This is a genomic window from Cupriavidus sp. 2TAF22, assembly GCF_052115045.1.
Taxonomy (GTDB): domain Bacteria; phylum Pseudomonadota; class Gammaproteobacteria; order Burkholderiales; family Burkholderiaceae; genus Cupriavidus.
This window is the reverse complement of sequence record NZ_JBFRFX010000037.1, coordinates 24,615-37,077: the sequence shown is the minus strand read 5'-3', so window position 1 is coordinate 37,077 and position 12,463 is coordinate 24,615. Positions and strand designations below refer to the sequence as shown.

At 66.2% G+C, this 12,463-nt stretch carries 11 protein-coding genes; 7 read left to right on the top strand and 4 right to left on the bottom strand.

Annotated features, from left to right (window positions below; genetic code table 11):
• Positions 1–3: 3 nt before the first annotated feature.
• Entirely contained in the window at positions 4–2,133 is a 2,130-nt protein-coding gene (locus AB4Z48_RS31770) for an acetate--CoA ligase family protein (RefSeq protein ID WP_441621392.1), read from the top strand.
• A gap of 107 nt (positions 2,134–2,240) precedes the next feature.
• Positions 2,241–3,014 (top strand): fumarylacetoacetate hydrolase family protein, encoded by a 774-nt coding sequence (locus tag AB4Z48_RS31765; RefSeq protein WP_441621390.1) that lies wholly within the window; start codon positions 2,241–2,243, stop codon positions 3,012–3,014.
• Between the two features lie 55 nt (positions 3,015–3,069).
• Here the strand turns inward: AB4Z48_RS31765 and AB4Z48_RS31760 are convergent, their stop codons facing one another.
• The 3 genes from AB4Z48_RS31760 to AB4Z48_RS31750 form a co-directional block, all read right to left on the bottom strand.
• The gene (locus tag AB4Z48_RS31760) at positions 3,070–3,639 is read right to left on the bottom strand and encodes a cupin domain-containing protein (RefSeq protein WP_441621388.1); all 570 of its coding nucleotides are present in this window, start codon (positions 3,637–3,639) and stop codon (positions 3,070–3,072) included.
• A 148-nt stretch (positions 3,640–3,787) separates the two neighbouring features.
• Positions 3,788–4,108 (bottom strand): LysR family transcriptional regulator, encoded by a 321-nt coding sequence (locus AB4Z48_RS31755; RefSeq protein WP_441621386.1) that lies wholly within the window; start codon positions 4,106–4,108, stop codon positions 3,788–3,790.
• Between the two features lie 141 nt (positions 4,109–4,249).
• A complete protein-coding gene (locus tag AB4Z48_RS31750; RefSeq protein ID WP_441621384.1) occupies positions 4,250–5,197 on the bottom strand; it encodes a LysR family transcriptional regulator in 948 nt (315 codons plus the stop codon).
• A 210-nt stretch (positions 5,198–5,407) separates the two neighbouring features.
• Between AB4Z48_RS31750 and oxlT (AB4Z48_RS31745) the strand changes: the two genes are divergently transcribed.
• From oxlT (AB4Z48_RS31745) to AB4Z48_RS31725, 5 genes are all read left to right on the top strand, one after another.
• Entirely contained in the window at positions 5,408–6,751 is a 1,344-nt protein-coding gene (oxlT, locus tag AB4Z48_RS31745) for an oxalate/formate MFS antiporter (protein WP_441621382.1), read from the top strand.
• A 77-nt stretch (positions 6,752–6,828) separates the two neighbouring features.
• Positions 6,829–7,740, top strand: a complete 912-nt coding sequence (locus tag AB4Z48_RS31740) for a LysR family transcriptional regulator (protein ID WP_441621381.1) — start codon at positions 6,829–6,831, stop codon at positions 7,738–7,740.
• Positions 7,741–7,915: 175 nt separating this feature from the next.
• The gene (locus AB4Z48_RS31735; RefSeq protein WP_441621379.1) at positions 7,916–8,137 is read left to right on the top strand and encodes a hypothetical protein; all 222 of its coding nucleotides are present in this window, start codon (positions 7,916–7,918) and stop codon (positions 8,135–8,137) included.
• A 652-nt stretch (positions 8,138–8,789) separates the two neighbouring features.
• Positions 8,790–10,106, top strand: coding sequence for an oxalate/formate MFS antiporter (gene oxlT / locus AB4Z48_RS31730; protein ID WP_441621377.1), 1,317 nt, complete (start codon positions 8,790–8,792; stop codon positions 10,104–10,106).
• Positions 10,107–10,270: 164 nt separating this feature from the next.
• A complete protein-coding gene (locus AB4Z48_RS31725; protein WP_441621375.1) occupies positions 10,271–11,287 on the top strand; it encodes a zinc-binding alcohol dehydrogenase family protein in 1,017 nt (338 codons plus the stop codon).
• Between the two features lie 234 nt (positions 11,288–11,521).
• On the opposite strand, the gene AB4Z48_RS31720 is transcribed toward AB4Z48_RS31725, so the two are convergent.
• Positions 11,522–12,430: an alpha/beta fold hydrolase gene (locus AB4Z48_RS31720; protein WP_441621443.1), complete on the bottom strand. Its 909-nt coding sequence runs from the start codon at positions 12,428–12,430 to the stop codon at positions 11,522–11,524.
• Between the last annotated feature and the right edge of the window lie 33 nt (positions 12,431–12,463).

Here is a 12,463-nt window from a genome sequence, read left to right as displayed (position 1 = left end):
GACATGGCACACGACAAAGACGCGGTGCGGAAGATTCTCGCCGCTGTGAAACAAGAGGGGCGTGACGCATTGACGGCGCCTGAAGGCAAGCTGGTGTGCGACGCCTATGGCATTGCCGTGCCCGGCGAAGGCGTGGCGAAGACACCCACCGGCGCGGTGGAGCTGGCGGCGAAGATGGGCTATCCGGTGGTGCTGAAGATCGTCTCGCCGGACATCCTGCACAAGACCGAGGCGGGCGGCGTGCTGGTCGGCCTGAAGGATGCCGCCGAAGTCGAGAACGGCTACCTGCGCATTGTCGAGAACGCGCACAAGTACAACGCGCAGGCCAATATCGTGGGCGTACAGGTGCAGCAGATGATCACCGGCGGGCAGGAGGTCATCATCGGCGCCGTCACCGATCCTTCCTTCGGCAAGCTGGTGGCCTTCGGCCTGGGCGGCGTGCTGGTGGAGGTGCTCAAGGACATCACCTTCCGCCTGGCGCCGGCCAGCGAGGAAGAAGCGTTGTCGATGCTTGACGGCATCGCCGCGGCCGAGGTGCTCAGAGGCGTGCGCGGCGCCGAGCCGGCCAACCGCGAGGCGCTGGCCGGCATGATCCGGCGTGTGTCCGAGCTGGTGAACGATTTCCCCGAGATCGCCGAACTCGACCTCAACCCGGTGTTCGCCAGCAAGGACGGCGCCATCGCCGCCGACGTGCGCATCGTGGTCGATTTCGCGCCGCAGCCGCAACGCTACCGGCCGGGCCAGGACGAGATCGTGCAGCAGATGAACCGGATCATGCGGCCCGATGCCGTGGCGGTGATCGGTGCCTCCGCCGAGGACGGCAAGATTGGCAACTCGGTGATGAAGAACCTGATCAACGGCGGCTACCAGGGCAAGATCTACCCGATCCATCCCAAGGGCGGCGAGATCATGGGCATGACCGCCTACAAGAGCGTGCTCGATGTGCCGGGCGAGGTGGACGTGGCGGTGTTCGCCATTCCCGCCAAGCTGGTGGCAGGCGCGCTTGAGGAAGTGGGCCGCAAGCAGATCCCCGGCGCGGTGCTGATTCCGTCCGGCTTTGCCGAGACCGGCAACGTGGACGGCCAGGAAGAGATCGTGGCCATTGCGCGCAAGCACGGCATCCGCCTGATGGGGCCCAATATCTACGGCTTCTACTACACGCCGAAGAATCTCTGCGCGACCTTCTGCACGCCATACGACGTCAAGGGCAAGGCGGCGCTGTCGTCGCAGTCGGGCGGCATCGGCATGGCCATCATCGGCTTCTCGCGCTCGGCCAAGATGGGCGTGTCCGCCATCGTCGGACTGGGCAACAAGTCCGATATCGACGAAGACGACCTGCTGACCTTCTTCGAGCAGGACGAGCACACCGAGATCATCGCCCAGCATTGCGAGGACCTGAAGGACGGCCGCGCCTTCGCCGAGGCCGCGCGCCGGGTCTCGAGGAAAAAGCCGGTGGTGGTGCTCAAGGCCGGGCGCACCAGCCTGGGCGCGCGCGCCGCCAGCTCGCACACCGGCGCCCTGGCCGGCAACGACAAGATCTACGAGGACGTGTTCAAGCAGTGCGGCGTGATTCGCGCCCGCTCGCTGCGCGATCTGCTGGAGTACGCGCGCGGCATTCCCAAGCTGCCCGTGCCCAAGGGCGAGAACGTGGTGATCATCACGGGCGCCGGCGGCTCCGGCGTGCTGTTGTCGGATGCCTGCGTGGACAACAACTTGTCCCTGATGACCATGCCGGACGACCTCGACGCGGCGTTCCGCAAGTTCATCCCGCCGTTCGGCGCGGCCGGCAACCCGGTCGACATCACCGGCGGCGAGCCGCCTTCCACCTACAAGAACACGCTGCGCCTGGGCATGGAAGACCCGCGCATCCACGCCATCATCCTCGGCTACTGGCACACCATCATCACGCCGCCGATGGTGTTCGCCAAGCTGGTGGTGGAGGTGAAGCAAGAGATGGCGGCGCGCGGCATCGAGAAGCCCATCGTGGCCTCGCTGGCCGGCGACGTGCAGGTGGAGGAGGCCGCAGAGTACCTGTACGAACACGGCGTGCCAGCCTATGCCTACTCGACCGAGATCCCCGTTGCGGTGCTGGGCGCCAAATACAAGTGGGCGCGCGGGGCGGGGAAGATCTGAATCATCGACCCAGGGGAGAGGGGCGCGCGCCGAGCGGGCCCTGACGACGACAACGCGGCACAAAGGCGGGCAGCGGCGGGGAGCCGCGCCCGCCGGAGGAGTTTTCCGTGCAGACTTGGATCCGCTTCCAGACAGGCGATGGCGAGACCGGCTTCGGACGCATCGAGGGCGATCGCGTGGCCGAATACGATGGCCCCGGCTTTGCGAACCCGCGCCCCACCGGCGCCATGCTGGCGCGCGAAGGCCTGCGCCTGCTCAGCCCGTGCGAGCCGGGCAAGGTGGTGGCGCTGTGGAACAACTTCCACGCATTGGCGCGCAAGCTGGACAAGCCCGTGCCAGGGCACCCGCTGTTCCTGATCAAGCCGGCAAGTTCGCTGGCCGGTCCTGGCGACGCCATCCTGCGGCCGCGCAGCTACGCGGGCAAGATCGTGTACGAAGGCGAACTCGGCATCGTGATCGGCCGGCGCTGCCGCAACGTGGCGCCGGAAGAGGCCGCGACGCATATCTTCGGCTATACCGTGGTCAACGATGTCACCGCGGCGGAGCTGATCGGCGCAGACCCGAATTTCCCGCAGTGGTGCCGCGCCAAGGGTTTCGATACCTTTGGCTGCATCGGCCCGGCCATCGTCACGGAACTGGACTGGCGCGCGGCGCGCGTGATCACGCGGCTGGACGGGGCGGAGCGGCAGAACTATCCGCTTTCCGACCTGGTCTTCTCGCCGGAGCAGCAGGTCAGCCTGATTTCGCAGGACCTTACGCTCATGCCCGGCGACGTGATTGCCTGCGGCACCTCGCTCGGCGTAGGTTCGATGAAGGACGGGGCCGTGGTCGAGGTCAGCATCGACGGCATCGGCGCGCTGGTCAACCACATGCGCGGCTAGGCCGGTGGCCCGCCGGGCCGCGGCGTGGCTGTGCGCGCGCCCGGCTCCGGCATGCCTACAGTGGCAGGCTCATCAGCAGTGTCAGCGCGGAAGTATCGCGCAGGCCTGCCCGCGCGGGCAGGCGGCGCAGCCTGGCCAGCACCGTGCCGCATGCCTCGCCGAGGTGGTTGGTGACGTTCAGGCGCGCCAGCACGCGCGTGGCCAGGCGCAGCGTGACGGGCACTTGCCGGCGGCAGAACGCCACTTTGCGCACATAGCCGTCCACCTCCCACAGCCACGTGGTATTGGCGGGGAAATAGGCAATGTCGCCAGGCTGCAGCATATGGACGCGCCCGCCCGGGCTGGTCACCTTGACCTTGCCCTCCAGGATCAGCACGGTTTCCTCCCAGCCGTAGTGCCACTGAAAGGCGCCGCCGGTGCATTCCCAGAGGCTGGTGCTGGCCATGCCGTCGATCGAGCGCGAGTGCGTGGCGGCACGCGACTGCGGCTCGCCGGCACGGATCCAGGCGGCCTCGATGGGGCAGGTCTGCAGCGGCAGGTCGCGCGTACTGGCGAAGGCGCCTTCGCGGCGTTCCGCGAGCGTGGCAGGCGCACCGCTTCCGCGTACCGAATGCGAGGGCTCCATGGCCGCCTCCCATTGTTTCGACAGGTAGGTCGACATTAGCGGGCCACGCACGCAGGCTAAGTGCGCCAGCGCACTATCGGAGCGATTCGGGGGGGCGGTGCCAGGGGGGAGCGAAGCGCCGGCGGGCGGCGCTTCGCGGTGGCCCGGCTCAGTTGGCCTGGCTCGCCATGGCGCGCAGGTAGTCGCATTTCTTGTCGAAGATCAGCCGGCTGAGGAATTCGGCATCGTAGGCCTTGAGCAGGTGCGCATGGTATTGCTCGATATAGCGCGCAATGCGGCTTTGCTCGCATTCGATGCCGCACAGCCAGGCGAACATCTCGCGGTCCCAGCGAAAGCGCAGGCCCAGTTCGGTGAAGGCTGCGTTGTAGGCGGCTAGCTGTCGCTCGTCGAGCGTACTGTCGACCGCGCGGGGCGCGATGGCGGCGTCGGCATGGATGGCGGCGGGGGCTGCGGACTGGATCTGGTTCATGATCGGACTCCTTCGGGCGCTTTGCAGGGGTTGGCCTGAGTCGAAGCTTAGGGTTGTCGATCAATTAACGATAATTAAAGTTAGATCATGAAATCATAATGAATCGTTTATGGATTCGGGATCGATCCGCGCGTCTGTCCACTACGGCTGACGCTGTGGCCTGATCAGCTTCTCCACGCCGGTGATGCGCTGGATCAGGCTGGCGCCTTCTTCCATCAGGAAATGCTTGAAGGCGAGCGCGACCGGCGGCAGGCGCTTGTTCTTGCGGTGTACCACGTACCAGTTGAGCATCACCGGGAAGCCTTCGATATCGAGCACGGCCAGGTTGCCGGTCTGCAGTTCGAGCCCGACGGTGTGGGCGGACAGGAAGGCGATGCCCATGTTCGCGATCACGGCCTGCTTGATGGTTTCGGTGCTCTTGATCTCCATGGCGATGCGCAGGTTGGACAGGCGCCCGGCAAAGCCTTCCTGCATGGAGTTCCAGGTGTCCGAGCCCTTCTCGCGTGCGACGAAGGCCTCGTCGGCCAGTGCCGCCAGCGGGATGTTGCGCTCGCTCACCAGTCGGTGGTTGGGCGCGGCGACGATCACGTAGGGATGGGGCGCGAACGGTTCGCTGATGGTATCCATGCCCTCGGGCGGCCTCACCATCACGGCAAGGTCGGTGAGGTTGCCGGCAAGCTGGTGCAGCAATTCTTCGCGGTTGTGCACCGCAAGATTCAGCGTGACGCCGTCATGGCGCTGCATGAACTGCGCAAGCAGGCGGGGGAAGAAATAGTCGCCTGCGCTGATGACGGCGACGTTGAGCCGTCCGCCGGAGATGCCCTTGAGTTGCGACATGGCATCTTCCGCTTCGCGGAATTGCTGCATGATGCTGCGGCTGTAATTCAGCATCTCGATGCCGGCTGGCGTGAGATAGATCTTCTTGCCCAGCTGCTCGAACAGCGGCAGGCCGACATGCCCCTCCAGCTGCCGCACTTGCGTGGATACGGCGGGCTGGGTCAGGTGCAGCTCCTCGGCGGCGCGCGAGAAGCTCAGGTGCCGGGCAACCGTCTCGAAAACCTTCAGCTGGCGCAGCGTCGCGTTCTTCATGCACTGTTCCGCCCGATGTATAAGGGATCGTTAATGATAATAATAAAAAACTTTATGCTGTGTCGAACTTAGTTTGACCTAGCATCAGTCCACGGATGCACGTGCCGCAATGTCAGGCGCGCTCAATCAGTAGTGACCAAGGGCTCCCCCTAGCAGAGAAGCCTTCCCTTCGCGCCGCAGAGCGCGACAGCACTATGCAGGAGACACGACATGACGCACGACACGACGGCGGCCTCCGCCCACGGCCGCTCCGGCTGGCTTCGCAATCGCTGGTTCCAGTTGGCGATCGGCGTGGTCTGCATGGGGCTGGTGGCCAATCTCCAGTATGGCTGGACACTCTTTGTCGGGCCGATGAACGCCAAGCATCATTGGGGTGAGTCGGCGATCCAGATAGCATTCTCCATTTTCATCGTGACGGAAACCTGGCTGGTCCCGCTGGAAGGCTGGCTGGTCGACAAGCTGGGACCGCGCCCGGTGGTGGCTTGCGGCGCGGTGTGCGCGGGACTGGCATGGGTCATCAATGCCTATGCCACCAGCCTGCCGCAGCTTTACCTGGCGGCAGTGATCGCGGGCATCGGCGCGGGCGGGGTCTACGGCACCTGCGTGGGCAACGCGCTCAAGTGGTTCCCGGACAAGCGCGGCCTTGCCGCCGGCCTGACCGCGGCCGGCTTCGGGGCGGGCTCCGCGCTCACGGTGATTCCCATCGCCAACATGATCCAGCGCTCGGGCTACGAGCATGCCTTCATCACGTTCGGGATCCTGCAGGGTGTCTGCATCCTGCTGATGGCCTTGCTCCTGGTCAAGCCGCGCCCGCCAGCAGGCGCCGTGGCGGCCAGGGCGGTGCTGACCAACCCGATCGAGTTCACGCCGGGGCGCATGGTCAGGACGCCGGTGTTCTGGGTCATCTATGCCTCGTTCGTGGCGGTGGCCGCGGGCGGCATCATGGCCACCGCGCAACTGGGTCCCATCGCGCGCGATTTCGGTTTCGCCTCGATGCCCGTGACGATGCTGGGCTTCACGCTGCCGCTGCTGACCATGACGCTGTCGATCGACAACCTCTGCAACGGGCTGACCCGGCCGCTGTGCGGCTTTATCTCCGATCGGATCGGGCGGGAGAACACCATGTTCTTCATTTTCATCGGCGAGGGGCTGTCGCTGCTCGGGCTGATGCAGTTCGGCCATAACCCGTACTGGTTCATGACGTTCGCCGCGCTGACCTTCCTGTTCTGGGGCGAGATCTTCTCGATCTTCCCGGCGCTGTGCGCCGATACCTTCGGCAGCAAGTTCGCGGCGGCCAATGCCGGCACGCTCTACACCGCAAAGGGCACGGCAGCGATGCTGGTGCCGCTGGCCTCGGTGCTGTCGGCGCGCGGCGGATGGGATGCCGTCTTCACGGTGGCTGCGCTCGTGACCATTGCCGCGGGGCTGTCCGCCAAATTCATACTCGCGCCGATGCGCAGGCGCTTTATCACGGGTCATGCTGGCGATACGGTGCCGGTGGGCGCCGACAGCGCGGCCTGTCTCGCGGGGTTGTCGCCCCGCAAGAGCGAGTAGGGCGCCGTTTCCGGAGAATCGCTGACGCACCAGCCCGGCCCCGGTGGCCGGGCATCGCGCATATAGAAGGGGGCATCATGAATATCTCGCTTCCGCAGCTCAAGGCGTTTGCCGCCGTAGCCCGCCAGAAAAGCTTCACCCGCGCCGCGGCCGAACTCGGGCTCACGCAGTCGGCCATTAGCCGCAGCGTGCGAGAGCTCGAAGACGAGATCGACCAGCGCCTGTTCGACCGCACCACGCGGCAGGTGGAACTGACCGACGCCGGAGAGCATTTGTCGCAGCGCATCTGCCACCTGATCGAGGAGGTCGAGCAGACGCTGCGGGAAAGCCAGGGCACTGGCAGGCCATGCCAGGGCCTGGTGCAGATCGCCTCCGATCCGGTGCTGTCGTCGATGTCGGTGCCGGGCTGGCTGGCGGGCTGCCGCACGGCCTGGCCCGGCATCGGCATCTGCCTGAAGGACCGTTCGCACGACGGCGTGTTGCAAGGCGTGCGTAGCGGCGAGGTGGATTTCGGCATCGCCACCAATCCCGAGGCAGGCGACGATCTCTATTGCGAGGCGCTCTGCGCCGATCCTTTCCATGCCGTGCTGCCGTCCCAGCATCCGCTTGCCGCGCGCGAAGCGATAGGGTGGGGCGATCTCAACGATGCGAACGTGCTGATGCTGGACCAGAGTTCGGGCATCCAGCCGGCGGTGGAGCAGGCCTTCGGCGTGTATCACGTGCGCGCGGGATCGCTGCAGGTGCTCGGCCATTTCGCCGCGATCTTCGGCATGGTGGCGCTGGGACTGGGCATCGGCATCGTACCGTCGCGCGCGCACTCGGCTGGCCTGAGCCCGGCCACGGTGATGCGGCCGTTGCGGCCCCAGGTAACGTCCTCGGTGATGCTGGTGCGGCGCAAGAGCCGGTCGCTCAAGCCGAACGCAGCCGCCATCTGGGATGCGCTGCGCGGCATGGAGTACGAACAGGCGCGGATGGCCCGGGTCGGGTAAGGCGCGGCGGGCCGGTTGCATGCGGGCCGCGCTCGCAAGGGCGCGGCCGACTGCCCGCGGCGGTGTCGCGTAGTTACAAAACTCGACGTGATATATTACATACAGGATATTTACACATAGTGCGATGCAGCATATAATGAAAACTCCTACTCACCATCCATACCGGAGTTTTCTGATGGACAGCGTTCTTCTTCTCGGCCTCGCTCTTGGTTTGCTCACCCTTGGCGTCGGCGTCACCTTCCTGATCGCCACTCGCGTGCCAACCGCCGTGCTGGTGCGCGCGCAGGAGCACGGCCGCTTTGCCGGACTTGGCGCGTCGCAGGAAAAGGCTGGCATTGGCCGCCCGCGTGCCGCTGCCACCGGCATTGGCGCGGAACCGCAACTGGCCCGTGCGTGAGGCTGCCGGCGGGGCAGGGCGGCGGGCCGTTCGGCCTGCGGCCCGAGCCCGCATGGCATCCTCGCCGATGATTGCCAACAGGCCCTCCTGGCCGCTGCATGCTGCGATCCTGTGCAGTATTCCGGGCCAGATGCACGCCGCCCCGATCACATCTCCCTCCCGTACATTGAGAACATCCGGCGCCCTCCTTGCCTGACTTGTTCTAGGGACTTTCCCGGATACCCGGCGACTGCGCCCATCCGCGCCCCTTCCCCCCGCCTTTCCTCGCCTCGCGCCAGGCGCTGCTCCCCCCGTTCCATTGATGCGCCGCGATGACCTAAGTCATTGATCCGTCAGCACCATCGTGCCTGTCGCGCGGCGGCGTTGATGCGTGTCGCGCACCAGTGGGCTTGGCCGCGGGTTTGGGCGCTGCCGGGGCGCATTCGCGACCGTTTTCGGGCCGCCGCCGGGTGGCTGAAAAGCATCTTGACTATATTGATATATCACATACTGTATAGCACTGAAACGACCCCAGGCAGCCGGGAAGCCGCGCCAGAGAAGGGCTCCGGAAAGGAGCGCCCGGACATGGCAGCCGTGAGCGCATCCCGCAAGAGGTGTCAAAAGACATCCTTCCCAAAACAAGGCGGCATGTCCCGCCACCAGGAGGCACACCATGGAACATCAGCAAAACGCGCCCGAGTCACGCTTTGCCTCACCTTGGGTACAGCTTTGTTTTGGCGTGATCTGCATGGCGATGATCGCCAACATGCAGTACGGCTGGACCCTCTTCGTCAATCCGATCGACGACAAGTACCACTGGGGACGTACTGCGATCCAGGTCGCCTTCACGATCTTCGTGGTGACCGAGACCTGGCTGGTGCCGATCGAAGGCTACCTGGTCGACAAATACGGTCCGCGCCCCGTGGTGGTGGGCGGCGGCCTGCTGTGCGCGGTGGCGTGGGCGCTGAATTCAGTCGCTTCGTCGCTGCCGATGCTCTACTTCGCCGCCGCGGTCGGCGGGGTCGGCGCGGGCGCGGTATACGGCACCTGCGTCGGCAATGCGCTCAAGTGGTTTCCCAACCGCCGCGGACTGGCAGCGGGTATTACCGCCGCGGGTTTCGGCGCGGGCTCGGCGCTCACGGTTGTGCCGATCGCCAACATGATCAAGACCAGCGGGTACGAAGCCACCTTCCTGTGGTTCGGACTGGGCCAGGGGCTGATCGTGTTCTTCCTGGGCATGGCCCTCTATCCGCCTTCGGCCAAGGTACTCAGCCAGGTCAAGGACGCAGTCAAGACCGCGACCTATAACGCCTCGCCGCGCCAGGTGCTGTCGTCGCCCATCTTCTGGGTCATGTACGCCATGTTCGTGATGATGGCGGCCGGCGGCCTGATGGCTACGGCGCAGCTCGGGCCCATCGCCAAGGATTTCGGCCTCGACGGCATGCCCGTCTCGTTGCTCGGCCTGACGCTGCCGGCGCTGACCTTCGCGCTCACCATCGACCGCGTGCTCAATGGCCTGACCCGGCCTTTCTTCGGCTGGATCTCGGACAATATCGGTCGTGAGAACACCATGTTCCTGGCCTTCGCGATCGAGGCGGTCGGCATCCTGCTGCTGGCCAGGTACGGGCAGAACCCGGTTGCGTTCGTGGTGCTGACGGGCGTCGTGTTCTTCGCCTGGGGCGAGATCTACAGTCTGTTCCCGGCTACCTGCGGCGACACCTTCGGCCCCAGGTTCGCCGCGACCAATGCCGGCCTGCTATATACGGCGAAGGGCACCGCGGCGCTGCTGGTGCCGTTCTCCAGCGTGATCACCGCCGCCACCGGCGACTGGCACGCCGTGTTCATGCTGGCTTCGGGCATGGCCGGGCTGTCCGCGCTGCTCGCCATGTTCGTGCTCAAGCCGATGCGCGAGGCCCATGCCAGGAAGTACGTGCATGCCAATACCACTGCGCCGATGGGCTACCGGGCTGTGCCGGAAGACCTCACCTGAGCGTGAGCTGCGCCGGAACCTGAAGCCTGGCAAGGACTTTCCTGATTTCGCGGAAAGTCCTTGTTGTATTTTCCGGCTAATCAATGCAGATGATCGGGGCTACCCTGTGCCCATGGCGCATCGATGTGTTCGTCAGCGCCGAACCTGCATGAAGGAGCCCGAAAATGAAAGCTGTTGGCCTGACGCGTTACCTGCCCATCGACAACCCTGAGTCCCTGGTGGACATCGATATCGCCACCCCCGTGCCGGAAGGCCGCGACCTGCTGGTCAAGATCGCGGCCATCGCGGTCAACCCGGTCGACACCAAGGTGCGGGCCCCCAAGGACAAGGTCGAGCCGCAAGCGCGCGTGCTTGGCTGGGACGCCGCCGGCACGGTCGCCGCGGTCGGGCCGGAAGTGACCTTGTTCAAGGCGGGCGACCCGGTCTTCTACGCCGGCAGCATCACGCGCCCCGGTACCAACAGCGAATTCCACCTGGTCGATGAGCGTATCGTCGGGCACAAGCCGGCTTCGCTCGACTTTGCCCACGCCGCGGCCCTGCCGCTGACGGCCATCACGGCCTGGGAGGCGCTGTTCGACCGGCTGGGCGTGTCGCCGCAGGGCGGGCATGCCGGGCGCTCGGTGCTGATCATCGGCGGGGCAGGGGGCGTGGGTTCCATCGGCATCCAGCTGGCCAAGACCCTGGCGGGCCTGACTGTCATCGCCACCGCGTCGCGTCCCGAATCGGCGGCCTGGTGCCGCAAGCTCGGCGCCGACCACACCATCGACCATCGCGGCGACATGGCCGGGCAATTGCGCGGCCTGGGCTTTGCCGACGTCGACTACATCCTCTGCTTCAACGACACTGATCGCCATTTCCCGGCGATGGCTACCGTGATCGCGCCCCAGGGCAAGATCTGCTCGATCGTGGAGAATGCCAGCGCGCTGCCGGTCGGCGACCTGAAGAGCAAGAGCGCGACCTTCGTCTGGGAGTTCATGTTCACCCGCTCGATGTTCGGCACGCCGGACATGATCGAGCAGCATCGCCTGCTCAATGAAGTGGCGCGCCTGATCGACGCCGGGCGTCTGCAGACCACGCTGGGGGAAAACCTCGGGCGCATCGATGCGGCAAACCTGCGGCGCGCGCATGCCATGCTCGAGGGCGGTCAGACGATCGGAAAGCTGGTGCTGGAAGGGTTTTGAGGCGGGCAGGCGGGCCTTGGCCCGTCTGCGTGATGCCGCCTCGCATCCTGTTGTGCGGGGCGCTAACGGAATGATATGCAATTAACGGCCAGACGTTCCGACCATCCTTCCGCTCGGGGTACGTGGCAATGCCACGCACCCCGTCTTGCCTGGCAAGGTCTGGAGGCGTGTGCCGCGGCTGGCCCCCGGTGCAGGCGACAATGACCGGGAGGCAGCATCAGCATCGGAACCGTACTAGGCGTGAGCCTCGGCAGGGGCGGCGCGGGATGGGGCGACAGGGCGCGCCGGGGCACCGGCACTGCTCACAAACGCCACCGCGCGCGCAATCACTGCCGCATCCTGCAGCACGCGCCGGTGTCCAAGCCCGTCGGTCGTCATCAGGCTTGCGCCCGGCCAGGCGCCGGCGATGGCTGCGCCGTTTTCCCAGTCGACTTCCTTGTCTTGCCGGTCATGGATGACCAGCGCCGGCGGTACCGGCCGCGTATGCCCGAGCGCGGGCACGTTGAAGGCCGACCAGGGCATGCCCAGCCAGCGCTCGCTGTTCTGCTGCATGCGGTCCAGCACCTGCGGGGCGATGCCAAGCCGCCAGGCGAGCGCGGCCGCGGCGCTGCGCATGTCGGCCGGCGGACCGATCATCACGGCGGCCTCGAGGTGGAGGCCTTCGCGCACGGCCAGCGCCAGCGCGGCGCTGCCGAGCGAGTGCGCAATGGCTGCATGGATGGGGCCGGCATGCCAGGCCGTGGCCAGCAAGGCGCGCGACATTTCCACCACCGAACTTTGCGCGGGACCACGCGCACCCGCATCGGAGGCGCCGTGGGAAAGGGCATCGAAAGCCACCACGCGCATGCCCGCGGCCAGCAGGGGTGCCACCAGTGGCTGCCATTGCGCGGCATGGCCGCCCCATCCGTGCGCCAGCAGCACGGTCGGTCCTTCGCTGCCCCAGCGGTACACGCGCACACGCCGGCTTGCGCCCTGTCCGGTTACCAGGGCCCAGTCCATGCGTGCCTGACCGAGCAGTTCGCGCCCGGCGGCATCCGGTCCCTTGCCACGCGGCGGGCTGAACCAGGTCCGTTCCAGCGCACGTGCCGCGCCGGAAGGATGGACGAGTCCGGCGAGTTGCCAATAGAGGCGCGTCCAGCGCATGGCGGGGGGGAATGCCGGTGCGGCATGCCGCTT